Annotated in this window: 13 protein-coding genes; 9 read left to right on the top strand and 4 right to left on the bottom strand. The window is 65.3% G+C overall.

Annotation, left to right across the window (positions count from 1 at the left end; all coding sequences use genetic code 11):
- Nucleotides 1–6 precede the first annotated feature (6 nt).
- From M2341_RS03495 to M2341_RS03510, 4 genes are read left to right on the top strand one after another with little or no spacing between them, the layout of a single operon-like run.
- Nucleotides 7–330: a DUF167 domain-containing protein gene (locus tag M2341_RS03495; protein ID WP_264584241.1), complete on the top strand. Its 324-nt coding sequence runs from the start codon at nt 7–9 to the stop codon at nt 328–330.
- Nucleotides 327–1223, top strand: a complete 897-nt coding sequence (gene folD / locus M2341_RS03500) for a bifunctional methylenetetrahydrofolate dehydrogenase/methenyltetrahydrofolate cyclohydrolase FolD (protein WP_264584242.1) — start codon at nt 327–329, stop codon at nt 1221–1223. Before M2341_RS03495 ends, folD begins: the two co-directional genes overlap by 4 nt.
- Complete coding sequence (locus tag M2341_RS03505; RefSeq protein WP_264584243.1) at nt 1220–1927, top strand: hypothetical protein; 708 nt, start codon at nt 1220–1222, stop codon at nt 1925–1927. The genes folD and M2341_RS03505 overlap by 4 nt, the downstream gene beginning before the upstream one ends.
- A complete protein-coding gene (locus M2341_RS03510) occupies nt 1924–2544 on the top strand; it encodes a MarC family protein (RefSeq protein WP_264574413.1) in 621 nt (206 codons plus the stop codon). The genes M2341_RS03505 and M2341_RS03510 overlap by 4 nt, the downstream gene beginning before the upstream one ends.
- Nucleotides 2545–2598: 54 nt before the next feature.
- On the opposite strand, the gene M2341_RS03515 is transcribed toward M2341_RS03510, so the two are convergent.
- A complete protein-coding gene (locus M2341_RS03515) occupies nt 2599–3273 on the bottom strand; it encodes an OmpA family protein (RefSeq protein ID WP_264584244.1) in 675 nt (224 codons plus the stop codon).
- 203 nt (nt 3274–3476) lie between these two features.
- Between M2341_RS03515 and M2341_RS03520 the strand changes: the two genes are divergently transcribed.
- The gene (locus M2341_RS03520) at nt 3477–4772 is read left to right on the top strand and encodes a hemolysin family protein (protein WP_264584245.1); all 1296 of its coding nucleotides are present in this window, start codon (nt 3477–3479) and stop codon (nt 4770–4772) included.
- A 29-nt stretch (nt 4773–4801) separates the two neighbouring features.
- Here M2341_RS03520 and M2341_RS03525 read toward each other — a convergent pair whose 3' ends face one another.
- Nucleotides 4802–5419: a glutathione S-transferase family protein gene (locus tag M2341_RS03525; RefSeq protein ID WP_264584246.1), complete on the bottom strand. Its 618-nt coding sequence runs from the start codon at nt 5417–5419 to the stop codon at nt 4802–4804.
- A 95-nt stretch (nt 5420–5514) separates the two neighbouring features.
- Entirely contained in the window at nt 5515–6798 is a 1284-nt protein-coding gene (gene purD, locus M2341_RS03530) for a phosphoribosylamine--glycine ligase (protein WP_264584247.1), read from the bottom strand.
- Between purD and xseA the strand changes: the two genes are divergently transcribed.
- The 3 genes from xseA (at nt 6797) to M2341_RS03545 (ending at nt 12832) form a co-directional block, all read left to right on the top strand.
- Nucleotides 6797–8308 (top strand): exodeoxyribonuclease VII large subunit, encoded by a 1512-nt coding sequence (gene xseA / locus M2341_RS03535; RefSeq protein WP_264584248.1) that lies wholly within the window; start codon nt 6797–6799, stop codon nt 8306–8308. The genes purD and xseA overlap by 2 nt on opposite strands.
- Before the next feature lie 45 nt (nt 8309–8353).
- The gene (locus tag M2341_RS03540) at nt 8354–9265 is read left to right on the top strand and encodes a M23 family metallopeptidase (protein WP_264584249.1); all 912 of its coding nucleotides are present in this window, start codon (nt 8354–8356) and stop codon (nt 9263–9265) included.
- A 534-nt stretch (nt 9266–9799) separates the two neighbouring features.
- Nucleotides 9800–12832, top strand: a complete 3033-nt coding sequence (locus tag M2341_RS03545; RefSeq protein WP_264584250.1) for a TonB-dependent receptor plug domain-containing protein — start codon at nt 9800–9802, stop codon at nt 12830–12832.
- Nucleotides 12833–12913: 81 nt separating this feature from the next.
- Here M2341_RS03545 and clpB read toward each other — a convergent pair whose 3' ends face one another.
- Nucleotides 12914–15493, bottom strand: coding sequence for an ATP-dependent chaperone ClpB (clpB, locus tag M2341_RS03550; protein WP_264584251.1), 2580 nt, complete (start codon nt 15491–15493; stop codon nt 12914–12916).
- A gap of 276 nt (nt 15494–15769) precedes the next feature.
- Between clpB and M2341_RS03555 the strand changes: the two genes are divergently transcribed.
- Nucleotides 15770–18643, top strand: a complete 2874-nt coding sequence (locus M2341_RS03555; protein ID WP_264584252.1) for a M16 family metallopeptidase — start codon at nt 15770–15772, stop codon at nt 18641–18643.
- Nucleotides 18644–18669 lie beyond the last annotated feature (26 nt).

The raw sequence follows: 18669 nt of genomic DNA on the forward strand, positions 1-18669 counted from the left end.
TGCGCCGTGCCGCTTCGTCGTGACGGCGCAGACCTGCTGCTGGCGATTCGCCTGACGCCCAAGGCTGGGCGTGCCCGCCTTGGCGGAACGTTCACGGATGTCGCCGGCCAGCGCTGGTTGCAGGCCAGCGTCACCGCGCCGCCGGACAAGGGCAAGGCCAATGCCGCCCTGCTGACGCTGCTCGCCCGACATCTGCGCGTGCCCGGATCGTCGATTTTGCTGGAGACAGGGGATACCAACCGGCTAAAGCGCCTGCGCATTGCGGGTGCTGATCCGCACACGGAACAGTCTTTGAGAGAGATCGCTGAGAAGGAGCGAAGCGCGACATGAGTTTGGGCAAGGAAATCGACGGCAAGGCATTCGCGGCGAAGCTGCGCGGGCGGATGGCCGAGGCAGTCCCCGGTTTCGTGGAGAAGACCGGGCGCAAGCCGGGCCTCGCGGTGGTGCTGGTCGGTGAAGACCCGGCGAGCAGCGTCTATGTCCGCTCCAAGGGCAAGGCGACGGTCGAAATCGGCATGAACAGCCTTGAGTTCAAGCGCCCCGCCACGATCAGCCAGGAAGAGCTGATCGAGCTGGTCGAAGAGCTGAATGCGGACGACAGCGTGGACGGCATTCTCGTCCAGCTGCCGCTGCCTGCCCATCTCGATGACAAGGCGGTGATCGCCACCATCGATCCCGCCAAGGATGTCGATGGCTTCCATGTCGTCAATGCCGGCAAGCTGGCGGTGGGCGATCCTACCGCGCTGGTGCCCTGCACGCCGCTTGGCTGCCTGATGCTGCTCAAGGACGAGCTGGGCGACCTTTCCGGCAAGGAAGCGGTTGTCATCGGCCGCTCGAACATCGTCGGCAAGCCGATGATGCAGCTGCTGCTGGCGGAAAGCTGCACGGTGACCGTGGCGCACAGCCGCACGCACGATCTGGCCGGCGTGGTCCACCGCGCGGACATCGTGGTCGCGGCGGTCGGCCGGCCGGAAATGGTCAAGGGCAGCTGGATCAAGCCGGGCGCCGTGGTCATCGACGTGGGCATCAATCGCGTGAAGGGCGATGAGGACGGCAAGAGCAAGATCGTCGGTGACGTCGCCACCGCCGAGGCGATCAACCACGTCGCGGCGATCACGCCCGTGCCGGGTGGCGTCGGTCCGATGACCATCGCGGTGCTGTTGCGCAACACGCTGGTCGCCGCGCACGTTCGCGCGGGTCTGCCCGCACCCAAGGGCCTTTGATCCGCAGCGCTGCCTTTGCCTTGCTCGCCACGCTCTCTCTGGGCGTGGCGGCTGGTCCTGCGCAAAGTCAGCGCCAGATGACGCCAAGCGTCGGCGTCGGCACCGCCAATCCGAGCGCCATCGTCGCCGCCGAACTGGGCATGGCCCGGCAGGCGCGCGAGGAGGGGCAATGGACGGCGCTGCGCAAGCTGGCCGACAAGGACGCCGTGATCTTCGCGCCCGGCCCGCTCAATGCGCAGGCCTGGCTCAAGCAGCAATCGGACCCCGCCCGGCCGGTGCGCTGGAGCCCCCAGCAGATTTTCATCGCTTGCGATGGCAGCTATGCCGCCGCGACCGGGTCGCTGGAGCGCGCAAACGGGCAAGCGGCGCGGTTCGTCACCCTTTGGCGCCTGCAGCGCAAGGGTGATTATAAATGGGTGATGACGGCCACCAGCGACACGCCATGGAGCGGCGAGGCGGACGGCATGATCAAGGCCTCCGTTGCCGATTGCGCGCGGCGGGGTGAGCGGCCGGAGCGGCGCGATCGCGATATCGTGCGCCTGCCGGACCCGCCGCCGGCCAGCGGGTCAGCGCAGTCCGAGGACGGGTCGCTGCGCTGGACATGGACGGTGAGCGGCGATGCGCGGACGCTGGAGGTCTTCCTGCGTCGCGGTGCCGGTGAGGAGCGGGTTATTCAGGAGACGGTGGCGGAGGGCGCGCGATGATGGAGCTGTTCCTCGCGGCGTTCATCACGCTGTTCGTCGTCATCGACCCGCCTGGCACGGCGCCGATCTTCAGCAGTCTCACCATGGGCGCGAGCGGCGCCCAGCGTCGCAGCATGGCGGTGCGGGCGGTGATCGTGGCGGCCTGCATCCTGCTGGCCTTCGCGCTGGCGGGGGAGGCGTTCCTGCGCACCCTCGGCATCACGCTCGAGGCATTCCGCATCGCGGGTGGCATCATGCTGTTCTTCATCGCCATGGACATGGTGTTCGAGACGCGGACGCGGCGGCGCGAAGACCGCGCGCAGAAGATTAAGGAAACGCCGGAAATCGAGGATGTCGCCATCTTCCCGATGGCGATGCCGATGATTGCGGGACCGGGGTCGATCGCGACGATCATGCTGTTGATGGCGCGGGCGACGGGTCCGCAGGAGACGGCGATCGTGCTCTTCGCGCTTGCGGCCAATCTGTTGCTGATGCTGGCGGCGCTCCTGGCGGTCGGCCCGATCATGCGGGTTTTTGGCGGTCAGGTGGAGGCGGTCATTACCCGTTTGCTGGGTGTGATTCTCGCGGCCCTTGCGGTCCAGTTCGTGATCGACGGTTTGCGCCAGAGCATTCTCTGATTTGAAAGCGAAGGGCCGGAGAGACACGCTCCCCGACCCTTCCCATCATGCCGTTCAGCTCGCGACGGCGGGCACGATCTTGATTTCCACGCGGCGGTTCTGCGCCTTGCCGTCAGCGGTTTCGTTACTGGCGACCGGGCGCGTCTCGCCATAGCCCATCGTCGCCATGCGGACCGGATCGACGCCGCGACGTCCGAGATAATTGGCGACGGCCTGCGCGCGACGCTCGGAGAGTGCCTGATTATAGGCCTCGCTGCCGTCGGAATCGGTGTGACCCAGCACGTCGATCATCGTCTTGGGATATTCCGCAAGGGTCGAGGCCACCTGATCCAGCGTGGACTGTGCCTGCGGCTGCACCGTGGCTTGATCGGTCGCGAAGGTGATGCCCGACGGCATGCGCAGCAGCAATTCGTCGCCCTGACGGACGACATCGACGCCCGTGCCGGCGGTCTGCTGGCGCAGTTTCCTCTCCTGCGCATCCATATAAGCGCCGACCCCCGCGCCGGCCACGGCACCAATGCCCGCGCCGACGATCTTCTCCGTGCGGTCGTTGCGGCCGCCCAAAATGTCGCCGAGCAGATAGCCGCCGAGCGCGCCGCCGACGCCGCCGATGGCGGCCTTCGAAATGGTCCGATTGCCGGTTTCGGGATCGGTCACACAGCCGGAGAGGGCCAGGGCCGCCAAAGCGGTACCGGCAAGGGCGAAGGGGGATTGGCTGCGAAGGCTCATGATTATCTCCTCAAGTCTGGCCTCCCACGCTGTTACGCGGGAACCCCGCCATTAACGGCGCGGGAACCTGATTAGTTCCTGAACGAGGGAACTCTTGCCGACCTGCGATGTTGCCCCGCGATGTTGCCCAGCGATGTTGTATAGTGGCTTTCCGTAGCGAAAGCCGCTAAGCTTTCAGCCAACAACCCCCTTTAGAAGAGACCATGCCGCCTTTTCCCTGGCTCGATGCCGCCATCGTCCTCGCGCTGATTGCGCTCAACGGCGTCTTTGCCATGTCCGAACTGGCCATTGTCTCGGCACGCCGGCCACGGCTGGAGGCCATGACCCGCAATGGTAAGCATGGGGCTCGGGCGGCGCTGGGCCTGAGTGCTGAGCCGGGTCGCTTCCTGTCTACCGTCCAGATCGGCATCACGCTCATCGGCATTCTCGCCGGTGCCTATTCGGGCGATAAGCTCGGCGGCCCGCTTGGGGCGATCTTCGCCTATCTCGGCATGTCCGCCAATCTGGCTCAGAACACCGGTTTTGGCGTTGCGATCGTCGCGACGACCTATGTCTCGCTGATCATCGGCGAGCTGGTGCCCAAGCAGCTTGCGCTGCGCAATCCCGAGCCGCTGGCCTGCGTCGTCGCGCCCCTGATGATCATGCTCGCGCGGGTTGCCGCACCGATCGTCTGGGTGCTGGATCAGTCCAGCGAGGTCATCTTCAAGCTGATGCGCCTCAAGCGCGAAGGCTCGGACCATGTGACGGCGGAGGAACTGCAGCTCATCGTGGCGGAAGCGAGCCGACACGGCGTGATCGAGGAAAGCGAGCGCGCGATCATTTCCGGCGTGGTGCGGCTGGCCGACCGGCCGGTGCGCGAAGTGATGACGCCGCGCCGCGATGTCGACTGGCTGGATGCCGATGCCAGCGCCGAGCAATTGCGCGAGAAGCTGCTCGCCACCCCGCACACCCGCCTGCCGGTGGCCCAGGGCAGTGTCGAGGACATTATCGGCGTCGTGCAGGCGCGTGACGTGATGGCGGCGCTGTTCCGGGGTGAGGCGCTCGACTTGCGGGTGCTGATGCGCCCCGTCTCCATCGTGCCCGATCAGGTGGATGCCATGGACGCCCTCAATCGCCTGCGGGAGGCCGACGCCCCCATGGTGATGGTGCATGACGAATATGGCCATTTCGAAGGCATTGTGACGCCGGCCGATCTCATGTCCGCCATCGCCGGCGAGTTTGCATCGGACAGCGATCTCTACACCCAGCCGATGGTCGTCGAGCGCGAGGATGGCAGCCTGCTCGTCTCCGGCCAGATGGCCATCGACGCGCTGGCCGAGCGCATCGACCTCGATCTCTCCGAAGACCGCGACTACGCGACCGTTGCCGGCTTTGCGCTGGCCGTGCTGCGCCACCTGCCCGAAGAGGGCGAGCATTTCAGCGAACAGGGCTGGCGGTTCGAGATCGTCGATATGGACGGGCGCAAGATCGACAAGCTGCTGGTCAGCGCGGAGGACTGACCGGCGCGCACGCGCCCGCGCCCGTTCGATCAGGCATAGGCATAAGGCCCGCCCGCCTCCAGCGCGCGCTGATAGGCAGGCCGTGACTGCACCCGGTCCAGCCAGGCGATGGTCGCGGGACGGCTCTCGTCCAGCCCGCCCCGGCTCCGCGCGGCCTCAAGCGGAAAGCTCATCATCACATCGGCCCCGCTGATCTGGTTGCCGGCAAACCACGGACGCCGACTCAGCTCGGCTTCGACATAATCGAGATGCACGTCGATCATCGGCTGGATGCGCTTGATGGCGACCTTGCCGACCAGCGGAATGCGGGCGAGGACGAGCTTGAGCAGCAGCGGCGGCATCATCGATCCCTCCGCATAATGCAGGAACATGCGGTATTGCAGCTTCCCGTCAGAGTCATCGGGCGGCCCGAACTGGCCGGATTTCTCCACCAGATACTCCACGATCGCGCCGCTCTCGATCAGCGTGCGGCCCTCGTCTTCCAGCACCGGCGACTTGCCGAGCGGGTGCACCGCTTTGAGCGCAGCGGGCGCGAACATCGTTTCGGGATCGCGCTCATAGCGGCGCAATTCATAGGGCAGGCCCAACTCCTCCAGCATCCACAGGATGCGCTGCGAGCGGGAATTGTTGAGATGGTGGACGATCATGGGCGTGCCCTTGCAATGATTGATCCCCCGCGCCCTTGTCCCTGATGGCAAGGGGCGGAGTCAAGGCAAGGGGCCGTGCTCTATGGGGCAGGCGATCAGTCCGCCGCGCTGCCGGCTTCCCGCGCGATTTCCCGCCAGCCGAGGTCGCGCCGGCAGAAGCCGCCAGGGAAATCGACCTGATCGACCAGCGCATAAGCGGCGTCGCGCGCCTGTGTGACCGTGGCCCCCCGCGCGGTGACGTTCAGCACCCGGCCACCACTGGCCACGAGCTGCCCATGTTTGAGCATCGTGCCGGCGTGGAAGATCTTGGCACCATCCGGCGCCACCGGAAGCGCGATGGGCGCGCCTTTCTCGGGCGTGCCGGGATAGCCCTTCGCGGCCAGCACCACGGTGAGTGCCGGGTCGGGCGCGAAGCTGGGGCCGCTGGCTTCGTCGAGCGTCCCTTGCGCGACGGAGAGCAGCAGTGCGACGAGATCGCTGGTCAGCCGCATCATCAGCACCTGGCATTCCGGGTCGCCAAAACGGCAATTATATTCGATGAGCTTGGGGCCGTCCGTGGTGAGCATCAGCCCCGCGAACAGCACACCGGAATAAGGCGTGCCGCGCGCGGCGAGCGTCGTTACCGTCGGACGGATGATCTGGTCCATCACGGCATCCTGCAGGGCAGGCGTGAGCACCGAGGCCGGGCTATAGGCGCCCATGCCGCCGGTATTGGGGCCAGTGTCGCCTTCCCCCACGCGCTTGTGATCCTGCGCCGAGCCGAAGGCGACGACGTTGGTGCCATCGGTGAGGGCGAAGAAGCTGGCTTCCTCGCCTTCCATAAATTCTTCCAGCACCACTTCCGCGCCCGATGCGCCGAAGCTGCCGCCGAACATGTCGCGGATCGCCTCTTCGGCCTCTTCGCGCGTCTGCGCGATGATGACGCCCTTGCCGGCGGCGAGCCCATCGGCCTTCACCACCACCGGCAGGCTGAAATCGCTCAGCGCCGCCAGCGCCACCTCAGCACTGGTGCAGCGGACATAGCCGGCCGTGGGAATGGCGGCATCGCGGCAGAGATCCTTGGTGAAGCCCTTGGAGCCTTCAAGCTGGGCGGCAGCGGCGCTCGGCCCGAACACCGGGATGTCCACGGCGCGCAGGCTGTCGGCAATCCCGTCCACCAGCGGCGCTTCCGGGCCGACGACCACCAGACCGACGTTGTTAGCGCGGCAAAAATCGATCACGGCGGCATGATCGGCAAGGTCGATATCGACCAGGCGCGCCGCCTCGGCTATGCCGGGATTGCCCGGTGCGGCGAACAGGCCGGTGCAGAGCGGCGATTGCGCCAGCTTCCAGGCGAGGGCATGTTCGCGCCCGCCACCGCCGAGCAAAAGGATATTCATGAGCGATTTTTCCGTCAGTGAGGATGCGTCCGGCCGCCTGTTAGCGCAGGAGCGCGCGGGGGACAATCTGACCGCGCTCAGCATTTCCGAACTGTCCGCCCAGCTCAAGCGCACGGTGGAGGACCGCTTCGGCTTCGTGCGCCTGCGCGGCGAAATTTCGGGCTTCAAGCGGGCCGCCTCCGGCCATGTCTATTGCTGCCTCAAGGACGATGCGGCGGTGATCGACGGGGTGATGTGGAAAGGTACGGCGGGCCGGCTCGCTTTCCGGCCCGAAGATGGACTGGACGTTATCGTCACCGGCAAGATCACGACCTACCCCGGGCGCTCCAAATATCAGATCGTCATCGAGAGCATGGAGCTGGCCGGCGAGGGCGCGCTGATGCAGCTCTTCGAGAAGCTCAAGGCGCGCTTGTCCGCCGAAGGGCTGTTCGATCCCGTCAAGCGCCGGCCGATCCCGATGCTGCCCGATGTGATCGGCGTGGTGACCTCGCCCACCGGCGCAGTGATTCGCGACATTCTCCACCGGCTTGCCGATCGCTTTCCGAGCCGCGTGCTGCTCTGGCCCGTGCTGGTGCAGGGTGAGGGCGCAGCGGCCCAGGTTGCGGCGGCGGTGCGCGGCTTCGGCGCGTTGCCGGCCGATGGCCCGATCCCGCGCCCCGACGTGCTGATCGTGGCGCGCGGTGGCGGCTCCATCGAGGATTTGTGGTCGTTCAATGAGGAAGTCGTGGTGCGGGCGGTGGCGGAGTCACCGATCCCCGTCATTTCCGCCGTGGGGCATGAGACGGACACGACCTTGTGCGATCTCGCTGCCGATCTCCGCGCGCCGACGCCCACGGCTGCTGCGGAAATGGCCGTGCCGGTGCGCGCCGACCTCGCGGTGCAGGTCGCTGAGCTGCGCGCACGGATGCAGCGCTGCGTGGCGCGCGGCTTGGACCGCAGCCGCGAGCGATTGGAAGCACAGCGGCGGCTCCTCCCGCGCCCGGACGTGCTGCTGGCGCAGGCCCGCCAGCGCGCGGATGACCTCGGCGACCGACTGCGGCGCGCCCTTTCCCACCGGGTGAGCCGGGCGCGGCACGAGCTGGCGGACGCATCCGGCGCATTGCGACCCGCATTGCTGCAGAGCCACCTCGCGCGGGAACGGCAGAAGCTTGCCAACATCCGGCTCTCCCCGCTGGTGCTCGAGCGCCGGCTGGGCGACGCGCGGCGGCAGCTGGATGGGCTGTGGCGGCTGGCGCAGTCGCTCAATCCCGATGCGCCGCTCAAGCGTGGCTTCGCCCGCGTGATGGCGCAAGGCCGGCTGGTGCGCTCTGCCGAGGAAGCGCGCGCGGCCGGGCGGGTAACGCTCAAGTTCGAGCATGATGAGGTGGCCGCACTGACGCAGCCCGATGCGGCGGGTGGCGACTCTCCGGCGGCCTTCACGTCCTCCGCGCCGCCACCGCCCGCGCCCCGGCCGGCGCGCAAGGCCGCCCCTTCCGCGACGCCAGCGCGGCAGACCGACCTGTTCGACTGACGGCGCGCCCTTGCATCGCGCCAGCCGCGCGGCCATGAGTGCGGCATGACAGGTTTCCGCTTCCGCTCTCGTTCTGTTCTGGCGGGAGGTCTGCTCGCCGCATTGGCCGGCTGTGCGACGGTCCCGGCACCGCCGCCGGAAGCCAGCGCGCTGCCAATCGAGGACGTGCCCGATCTCGCACTGCCCCAAGGGCCGGCGACGTTGCAGGTTCGCGGTACCCCCCGGCAAGGCGCGCTGCTGCGCGGTCTCGTCCCCGTCGGCACGCTGGGTCTTACGCTCGATGGCGTGCCGGTGGCCGTGGACGCCGAGGGCAACTTCATCATCGGGCTGGACCGCGATGCCCCGGCCACCATGACGCTGGAAGCGACCGGGCGTGATGGGCGCAAGCAGCGGCGCGTGCTGACCATCGCGCGGGGGGACTGGAAGATCCAGAACGTCAATGCCTCGATCACGGGCAGCGCTACCAGCGAGGAATTCCAGCAACGGCGGGCGGGCGAACTGGCGCGCATCGTTGCCGCGCGGGGAGATCCGCAACTGAGCAATGGCTGGCGGCAGACATTCATCTGGCCGGTGAAGGCGCGCATTTCCGGCGTGTTCGGCTCGCAGCGCATCTATCGGGGCACGCCGGGCAGCTACCATAGCGGGCTCGATCTCGCCGGGGGGCAGGGCACGGTCTATGTCGCGCCGGCGGACGGCGTTGTCGTGCTGGCCAGCGAAGACCCGTTCACGCTGGAAGGCAAGCTGCTCATCATCGATCATGGCATGGGCATCAACAGCGCCTTCCTGCACAGCGATCGGCTGCTGGTGAAGGAAGGCGATGTGGTGCGCCAGGGCCAGCCGCTTGGCGAGATCGGCGCGACGGGCCGCGTGACAGGTCCGCATCTGCACTGGAGCATGAAGTGGAACGATGCGCGGATTGATCCGTTACCGCTGGTTCAGGGCCAAGCGGCTCGCTGATCGACAATCAGGCTGGATGCCGTAGCGTCCGGCTGTCGGTCTCATTTGCTGCATTGCAGCACGATGTGCCAAGGCCACAGTGGCGGGTGCGGCGGTCTTAAAATGCCCCCTTTGAGCATCGGACGCTACGGAAAGCTACCCCGTGGGTCTCTCCGATTTCGCCACGATTTCCATGTTCATTCGAACTGCGGTGTGAGAAGATTAACAAATAGTTTCTAGGAAAACTGCGGTTCGGGACGATTTGTGTCGTGCTGTGTAGATCGCCGCTAATATTGTTACAGCGGACCGCAGGGCGCGGAGGCACCCGGATCGGCGATTTTGTTGCATGAATGTGACATGTACGGGAAAATAGCCCCTTCATGCTGCACCTGCGCTTTACACCTTTAACCAATCCGCACAGTTTCACGGCCATATAGCGCAGGGGCCACGCGTGTTGTCGTCGGGACACCGAGAGGGCGACGCACGATCCCCGCGTTTCGTGCGACCGGATATTCCCGGCCGCAGTTCGCAAATTCCAGAGCAAGGGACTGGATCGTGAAGAAAACAACATCGCAAACATTGCTGAAGCTGGCAGCTGCACCTGCCGTCCTCGGCCTCGCCATGCTGAGCTCCGCCGCACATGCGCAGGAGCCGCAGAACGCGGACGGCGCCGAGGATGGTGAGGTGATCATCGTTACCGGTTCGCGCATTGCGCGGCCTGAGTTCTCGTTTCCGAATCCGGTGCAGGCCGTAACGGCGGCTCAAATCGAACAGCGCGGTAACGTTAATCTGACGGACTTTCTTGTCACCTCCCCGGCATTGCTGGGTTCGCGGTCGAACATCGACGTCGCGGGTTCCAACCTGCCCAACGCAGGCTTGGTGGGCGTCAACAACCTCGATCTGCGCAATCTTGGCCCTAATCGTACCCTGGTCCTCGTGGACGGCCGCCGCCATGTCGCGGGGTATCCGGGCACGGCTGCTGTCGATATCAACACCATTCCCACCGATCTCGTTGAGTCGGTCGACGTGCTGACCGGCGGCGCCTCGGCAATTTATGGTGCCGACGGCGTTTCCGGTGTGGTCAACTTCATCATGAAGAAGGACTTCGACGGTCTTCGGCTTCGCGCGCAGTCGGGTATTTCTCAGCGCGGCGATGCGGGTGACCGGTTTGTTGCTGCCACATTCGGCAAGAACTTTGCTGATAGCCGCGGCAACATCACGCTGTCCTACGAGTTCAACGAGACGGACCGCTTCAGCCAGCGTCAGCGCCTCAACTATGGTAAGACCGGCCCGAGCTGGGCGTTGGTTCGTAACCCTGCCGATGGGACACCGGGCACCTCCGCCGACGATCCCAACGTGCCTGATCGTATTCTGCTGACCGACCTGCGCTGGGCGGACAGCTCGATCGGCGGTGCGGTCGACGTGAACGGTGACTTTACTCCGGACTTCACGGGTGAAGGCGGTGTGTATGATCTGGGTAGCTATGTACCGGGCACCAGCTTCACCGTCGGCGGATCGAGCACGCCGCGCGAGAGCTATTATGGCGACTTTACGCCTTATAACCGTCGTCACATCGCCAATGCGATGGCGCGTTTTGAGGTGAGCCCGGCCTTCGAGGTCTATCTGGAAGGCAAATATGTACGCTCCAAGGCGTACACGCTTTCGCAGCCGTCGTACGACTTCTACACAAAGCTTTACGAAGACAATCCGTACCTGCCAGCGGCGTGGGTGTCCGCGATCCAAGCTGCTAATGCGGCCGGCGATTGCGATGATGACGAAACGCCCGGTTTTGAAGAATGCAGCATCCGCATCAGCCGCGACAATTTCGACTTCGGTATTCGTCGTTACGAACTGGAGCGAGAGTTGTTCCGGACAGTGATTGGTGCCCGTGGCGATCTCGGGTCCAACCTGCGCTATGACATATCCTATGTGTTCGGTCAGTCGACCCAGACGGCGACAAACCGCAATGACCGCATTTCCGATCGCTATTACGCCGCGCTTGATGCGGTCTCGGACGGAAACGGCGGGGTCACCTGCCGTATCAACCTGCCGGGCCAGACCGAAATACAGTCCGACAGCTATAATAACACGGTTTATGCGGGTGTTCCGCTGACGTTCCAGCCCGGACAGTGCGTTCCGATTAATCTGCTGGGCTATGGAACGCCGTCGCAGCAAGCTCTGGACTTCGTGACTGTCGACCATTCCACATGGTCACGTCTCCGTCAGCACGTAGTCACTGCAGCGCTCTCGGGCGATACAGGGGGCTTCTTCGAGCTGCCGGGCGGCCCGGTTGGGTTCGCAGTAGGCGCCGAGTACCGCAAGGAATCGAGCGTATTCATCCCTTCCGATTATCAGCTTAACGGTTATTTGATCGATTCCGGGTTTGCGCGGATCGACCGGGGCAGCTTCGACGTCAAGGAAGTGTTTGGCGAGATCAACCTTCCGCTGCTGTCGCGAGTGCCGGGCGCCTATGAATTGTCGCTGGGCGGCGCCATTCGTTATTCGGATTACTCGACCATCGGCGGCACGACGACCTGGAACGTCAACGGCTCTTATTCGCCGGTTCGCGACGTCACCTTCCGTGGTACGTACTCGCAGGCTGTCCGCGCGCCTAACATCACCGAGCTGTTTGCTGGCGGAAGCGGTACGTACGAGTTCATCACGGACCCGTGCGGCATCGACCGGGTCGCCGAGGGCACTCAGTACCGCGCAGCGAACTGCGCCACCGCGCTTGCTGCGGTAGGGATCAATCCCTCCACGTTCAATCCCGCAGACGATGCAACCTCTCCTCAGAACAGCAGCATTCTGGGCTTCCAGGGTGGCAATCCGACCCTTCAGGAAGAAACGGCAAAGACCTGGACCGCAGGCGTCGTATTCCGCCCGACCTTCGTGCCGGGCCTGACGATCACCGCCGACTGGTATAGCATCCGTCTGAAGCAGGCGATCAACTATGCTACCGCTCAGGACGTAGTTGACCTGTGCTACGATCAGCCGGATCTGGACAACATCTATTGCGACGTCATCGCCCGCAAGGCGTCCGGCGCCGGGCAAGGCTATATCAGCACCTTCACGGTTATCCCTGAGAACGTCGCGTCGTATGAGACGTCCGGTCTGGACTTCGTTGTCGACTACCGGTTCGTTCCTGAAGGCGATGTTGGCACATTCAACTTCCGCGTTACCGGCAATGTTCTGAACAAGCTTCAGTTCGTGCCCAGCGCGGGCGCGGACCTGGAGAACGAGCTGCATAATTGGGAATATCCTGCTCCCAAGTATACCGCGAACTTCGATCTGACCTGGAACAAGGGCCCGTTCACGCTGAACTATGGTCTTGAGTGGTGGTCCAAGACGCGACGGGTGACGCTCAAGCAAGAGCAGGCCAATCCCGATTACGCACCTGCCGAGTACATCTGGTACAACCGCAAGTGGGAGCACAACATCTATGCCAGCTATAATGTCGACGATCGGTTCGACATTTATGGTGGCATCAACAATCTTGGCGATCGCAAGCCGGATGATGGTGGTGTTGCGTACCCGATCAGCGCCGTTGGCCGGTCGTTCTATGTCGGCGTGAAGGCGAAGCTTTTCTAAGCGACGCCGGAACCCAGAGAAAAAGGCCGGGAGGAGTGATCCTCCCGGCCTTTTCTTTTGCCTTTCAAGCTCGGCCTTGCCTCACCCCACCGTCAACACCAGTGCCCCATCGCCCTCATTGACGCGCACTGTCGCGCCGTCGGGCACTTCGCCGCGCAGGATGAGGTCGGCGAGCGGGTCTTGCAGATATTTCTGCACCGCGCGCTTCAAGGGGCGGGCGCCGTAGACCGGATCGTAGCCCACCCGGCCGAGCCAGGCGCGGGCGCCGTCGGTGAGGTCGAGCGTCACCTTGCGGTCTTTGAGCAGCTTGCCGACGCGGGCGACCTGAATGTCGACGATCGGCCCCATATGCTCCGCGCCCAGGCGGTGGAACAGGATGATCTCATCCAGCCGATTGAGGAATTCGGGGCGGAAGTGCGCACGCACCACGTCCATCACCTGGTCCTCCACCTTCTCCACCGGCTCATCGTCACCAAGGCTGGTGAGGAACTGGCTGCCGAGGTTGCTGGTCAGCACGATGATCGTGTTGGTGAAGTCCACGGTGCGGCCCTGCCCATCGGTCAGGCGGCCATCGTCGAGCACCTGGAGGAGCACGTTGAACACGTCGCCATGCGCCTTCTCCACCTCATCGAACAACACGACCTGATAGGGCCGGCGGCGGACGGCTTCGGTCAGCACGCCGCCTTCTTCATAGCCGACATAGCCCGGCGGTGCGCCGATCAGTCGCGCGACGCTGTGCTTCTCCATGAACTCGCTCATGTCGATGCGCACCATCGCATTGCTGTCGTCGAACAGAAATTCGGCAAGCGCCTTGGTCAGCTCCGTCTTGCCGACGCCCGTCGGGCCGAGGAACAGGAAGCTGCCGAGCGGCCGGTTGGGGTCCTGCAGACCGGCGCGTGAGCGGCGCACGGCGGTGGAGACGGCCTTCACCGCATCGGCCTGGCCGATCACCCGGCGACCCAGCTCCTCCTCCATGGCCAGCAGCTTCTCGCGCTCGCCTTCCAGCATCTTGTCGACCGGAATGCCGGTCCAGCGCGAGACGACGCTGGCGATGTCCTCACTGGTCACTTCCTCCCGCAGCATCGCGCCCTTGGAGGCGGACTGCGCCTCTTCGAGCTGCTTCTCCAGCGTGGGGATGGTGCCATATTGCAGCTCGCCCGCCTTGGCATATTCGCCGGTGCGCTGCGCCTGCTCCAGCTGGATGCGCGCGGCATCGAGCTGTTCCTTGAGCTTGGCCTCGCCTGCGATCTTGTCCTTCTCGGCCTGCCAGCGGCCGGTGAGTTCGGCCGATTGCTGTTCCAGATTGGCGAGGTCGCCTTCCAGCGCCGCCAGCCGGTCCTTGCTCGCCTGATCTGTCTCCTTCTTCAGCGCCTCGCGCTCGATCTGGAGCTGCATGATCCGCCGGTCGAGATTCTCGATCTCCTCGGGCTTGGATTCCACTTCCATGCGGATGCGGCTCGCGGCCTCGTCCATCAGGTCGATGGCTTTGTCCGGCAGGAAGCGGTCCGTGATGTAGCGGTTGGAGAGCGTCGCGGCGGAGACAATGGCGCCGTCCGCAATCCGCACGCCATGATGCGTCTCGTACTTGTCCTTGATGCCGCGCAGGATGGAGATGGTGTCCTCCACCGTCGGCTCGCCAACGAACACCGGCTGGAACCGCCGCTGGAGGGCGGGGTCCTTCTCGACATATTTGCGATACTCATCGAGCGTGGTCGCGCCGATGCAGTGCAACTCGCCGCGCGCCAAGGCCGGCTTCAAGAGGTTGGAGGCATCCATCGCGCCTTCGGATTTGCCCGCGCCGATCAGCGTGTGCATTTCATCGACGAAGAGGATGATCTGGCCGTCCGCGCCCTTCACCTCATCGAGCACGCCCTTGAGACGCTCCTCGAATTCGCCGCGATATTTCGCGCCGGCGATGAGGCTGCCCATGTCGAGCGCCATCAGCGTGCGGTCCTTGAGCGTGTCGGGCACGTCGCCATTGGCGATGCGCAGGGCGAGGCCCTCGGCGATCGCGGTCTTGCCGACGCCGGGTTCGCCGATCAGCACCGGATTGTTCTTGGTGCGCCGGGCGAGGATCTGGATGGTGCGGCGGATTTCCTCGTCGCGGCCGATGACCGGATCGAGCTTGCCCTCCCGCGCGGCCTCGGTGAGGTCGCGGGCGAACTTCTTGAGCGCGTCATAGCGGTCTTCGGCGGACGCGGTGTCCGCGGTCCGGCCACCCCGCAGGCTGTTGATCGCGCCATTGAGCGCCTCCGCCTTCACGCCCGCGGCGGCCAGCGCCTTGCCGGCGGCGGTCGTCGTGGCCAGTGCCAGGGCAAGCAGCAGCCGCTCGACGGTGACGTAGCTGTCGCCGGCTTTCTGCGCGACCTGCTCGGCGGAATCGAGCACGCGCACCGCGTCATTGTCGAGGCCCGGGGTCTGCTGCGCGCCCGATCCGCTGACGGCGGGCACCTTGGCAAGCGCCGCGTCGGTCTCGCGCAGCGCGGTCGCGGCATCGCCCCCCGCCGCCTTGATGAGGCCGCTGGCCATGCCCTGCTCATCCTCGAGCAGCGCCTTGAGCAGATGCTCCGGGCTGATGCGCTGATGGTTCATGCGGATCGCGACGGTCTGCGCGCTCTGCAGGAAACCCTTGGCCCGGTCTGTGAACTTTTCGAGATTCATACTATCTCCCTTCGCCCGCCACAGATGGTGTTGCCATTTCGCAACACAAGGGGCCGGTGCGTTTTTCTCCGGCGCGATCCGGGCAGCATGATCGACCGCTGCCAATATGCCATGCCAGCTTCCATGGGATCAACGCTCAAGCTCGCTGGCAGGTTCTCAATCCGGGGCCGGTTCGATCCGGCGCTAGGCTTGGCCGCCGCCTGCCGCTATGGTCCGGCCATGGTTCAGGCCGTCGCTGCTACGGGTGGCGACCTGTTGATATTCGTCGGAGATTCTATGCGTCTGACTGTTCGTCGTTCGACTGCCCTCATGTATCTGGGCGTTTGCAGCCTTGCCCTTACGGCATCCGTGCCGGCCTGGTCGCAAGCGCAGCCCGCCCCCAGTCCAGCAGCCACCGCGACGGCCAGCGCAGCCGTCAAGCCCGCGCCGCTCGCCGATCTCATCAAGCGAGTCGACATTCCCTACGAGACGTTCACGCTGCCCAATCGCCTGCGCGTGATCGTGCATACCGATCGCAAGGCGCCGGTCGTCGGCGTCACCGTCTACTACCGTATCGGCTCCAAGCATGAGCCGGAAGGCAAGACCGGCTTTGCGCATCTCTTCGAACATCTGATGTTCGGCGGGTCGGAGAATGTGCCCAATTTCGACGAGCCTTTGGTCTCGGCCGGCTCCACCCCGACCAATGGATCGACGTGGTTCGACCGCACCAATTATGTCGAGACGGTGCCGACGGGCACGCTCGATCGCGCGCTGTTCATGGAGGCGGATCGCATGGGCCGCCTGCTCGGCGCGGTGACGCAAGGCAAGCTCGACGCCCAGCGCGCCGTGGTGCAGAACGAGAAGCGGCAGGGTGACAATCAGCCCTATGGCCTGGTGGAATATGTGCAGCTTGAGACGCTGCTGCCCAAGGACCATCCCTATGGCCACTCGACCATCGGCTCGATGGCGGATTTGGACTCCGCCTCGCTGGAGGATGTGAAGGGCTGGTTCCGCGATCATTACGGGCCGAACAACGCGATCCTGGTGCTCGCCGGCGATATCGACGCCGCCACGGCCAAGGCGAAGGTCGAGAAATATTTCGGCGGCATCGCGGCGGGGCCGGCGGTCAAGCCGGTTGCCGCGCCCATCCCGACGCTGCCTGCACGCGTTGACAAGGTGATGAAGGACCGCGTGGCGACCACGCGCATCTATCGCATGTGGGTAACGCCGGGCCGCAATGACAAGGATGCGCCGTTGCTCTCCGTGGGCGGCGCGGTGCTCGGCGGCCTCGCCAGCTCGCGGCTGGACAATATCCTCGTCCGCGACGAACAGATCGCGGTGAGCGTGACGGCGGGCGTGCAGCAGTTCGAGCAGCTCGGTTTCTTCATGGCGACAGCCGATGTGAAGCCCGGCACCGATCCGGCGCTGGTCTCCCGCCGGCTCGATGAGATCATGGGCGATTTCATCAAGACTGGCCCGACCGCCGATGAAGTGACCCGCGTGGCAACGCGGCAGGTGGCCGGCGAGATTGCCGCGCTTGAAGTGGTCGGCGGATTCAGCGGCAAGGCGTCGACCTTGGCTGAGGGGCTGCTGTATTCGGACGATCCTGCCCAGTACAAGAAGGACCTGGCGGCCATCGCCGCCGCAACGCCCACGGCCGTGACGGCGGCGATGCAGCGCTGGCTCACCCGCCCCGTGTTTGCACTGACGGTCGAGCCCGGTGAGCGGGAAGCCTATGAGGATGCGAGCGTCGCAGCGCCGGGCGAGAATGCGCCGGCGGACGTCGCTGCGCCCAAGCCGACGCTGGCGATCCCGGACGTAACGCAGAACCCGGACCTCGATTTCCCCACGGTGGAGACGGCGACGCTCGGCAATGGCATCAAGCTGCATGTCGCGACCCGCTCGACCGTGCCGACGGTCAGCATCGCGGTCAATTTCGACGCTGGGCTTGCCAGTGACCGGCGGGACCGGATGGGGCTGGGCACGCTGATGCTCGACCTGCTGGAGGCCGGCACCACCAGCCGCTCGACCATCCAGATCGCCGAGGAGCAGGAGCGCCTCGGCGCCAGCATCTCGACCGGGCAGAGCATGGACCGCACGTCCATCTCCCTGTTCGCGCTCAAGCCCAATCTGGGGCCTTCGCTCGACCTGCTGCAGGATGTGATCCGCAATCCCGCCTTCGCCCCGAGCGAGATCGAGCGGCTGCGGACCATCCAGCTTGCCGGCATCGCGGCGGAAAAGACGCAGCCCAGCGGCCTTGCCAACCGGGCAATCTCGCCGCTGCTCTACGGCCCGCAGCATCCTTATGGCGTGGTCAGCGCGCGGGGCGAGGAGGCCACCGTGAAGGCGATCACGCGCGACGACCTCGTGCATTACCACGGCGGCTGGATCGTCCCGAGCAAGGCGGAGATCTTCGTCGCCGGCGACATCACCATGGCCGAGATCAAGCCCCTGCTGGAGGCCCGCTTTGGCAATTGGCCGCAGAACCGCATGGCCTCTCCGGTCAAGGATTTCTCGGTGGCGGTGCCGACGCCTAAGCCGGGCATTTACCTGATCGACCGGCCGCAGTCGCCGCAGTCCGTCATTCTGGGCGGGGTGGTCACCAAGGCGACCGGGCGCGATGACCTGGTCGCGTTCAACATGGCGAACACCGTGCTGGGCGATGATTTCCTCTCACGGCTGAACGCGGACATTCGTGAGGCCAAGGGCTGGTCCTATGGCGTGCGCGGTGCGCTCAGCCGGCGGCTGGAGCGCAGCCCCTATCTGGTCAGCGCGCCGGTGCAGGCGGACAAGACCGGCCCGGCCATCGCGGCGATGCGGGATCAGATCGTCAGCTTCCTTGGGCCAAAGGGCGTGACGCCGCAGGAATTCGGGCGCGTCGTCAATGGCGAAATCGCCGGCTTGCCGGGCAAGTTTGAGACCACCGGCGCCGTGCTCGGTCAGATGCAGGCGGATGCGCTGTTCGGCCGGCCGTTCGATTATGTCGAGACGCTGCGGACGCGCTATCAGGCGCTCACCCCGGCCCAGCTCGACGCGGCGGCGAAGCAGCTGATCGATCCCGCACAGCTGAGCTGGGTAGTGGTTGGCGACAAGAGCCAGATTGCGGATCAGCTCAAGCCGCTGGGGCTGCCCGTGACGGAGATCACCCCCGATGCGGCCCCCGCTCGCTGAATAACGTTCATTCCGGAAGGAGAGAT

The organism is Sphingobium sp. B7D2B, from assembly GCF_025961895.1.
Classification (GTDB): domain Bacteria; phylum Pseudomonadota; class Alphaproteobacteria; order Sphingomonadales; family Sphingomonadaceae; genus Sphingobium.

Excerpts from the sequence above, each read along its gene's own strand:
- clpB (WP_264584251.1), bottom strand. The coding sequence starts at position 15,493 with ATGAATCTCGAAAAGTTCACAGACCGGGCCAAGGGTTTCCTGCAGAGC.
- M2341_RS03510 (WP_264574413.1), top strand. The coding sequence starts at position 1,924 with ATGATGGAGCTGTTCCTCGCGGCGTTCATCACGCTGTTCGTCGTCATC.
- M2341_RS03520 (WP_264584245.1), top strand. The coding sequence starts at position 3,477 with ATGCCGCCTTTTCCCTGGCTCGATGCCGCCATCGTCCTCGCGCTGATT.
- M2341_RS03555 (WP_264584252.1), top strand. The coding sequence starts at position 15,770 with ATGCGTCTGACTGTTCGTCGTTCGACTGCCCTCATGTATCTGGGCGTT.
- purD (WP_264584247.1), bottom strand. The coding sequence starts at position 6,798 with ATGAATATCCTTTTGCTCGGCGGTGGCGGGCGCGAACATGCCCTCGCC.
- M2341_RS03540 (WP_264584249.1), top strand. The coding sequence starts at position 8,354 with ATGACAGGTTTCCGCTTCCGCTCTCGTTCTGTTCTGGCGGGAGGTCTG.
- xseA (WP_264584248.1), top strand. The coding sequence starts at position 6,797 with ATGAGCGATTTTTCCGTCAGTGAGGATGCGTCCGGCCGCCTGTTAGCG.
- M2341_RS03515 (WP_264584244.1), bottom strand. The coding sequence starts at position 3,273 with ATGAGCCTTCGCAGCCAATCCCCCTTCGCCCTTGCCGGTACCGCTTTG.
- folD (WP_264584242.1), top strand. The coding sequence starts at position 327 with ATGAGTTTGGGCAAGGAAATCGACGGCAAGGCATTCGCGGCGAAGCTG.
- M2341_RS03525 (WP_264584246.1), bottom strand. The coding sequence starts at position 5,419 with ATGATCGTCCACCATCTCAACAATTCCCGCTCGCAGCGCATCCTGTGG.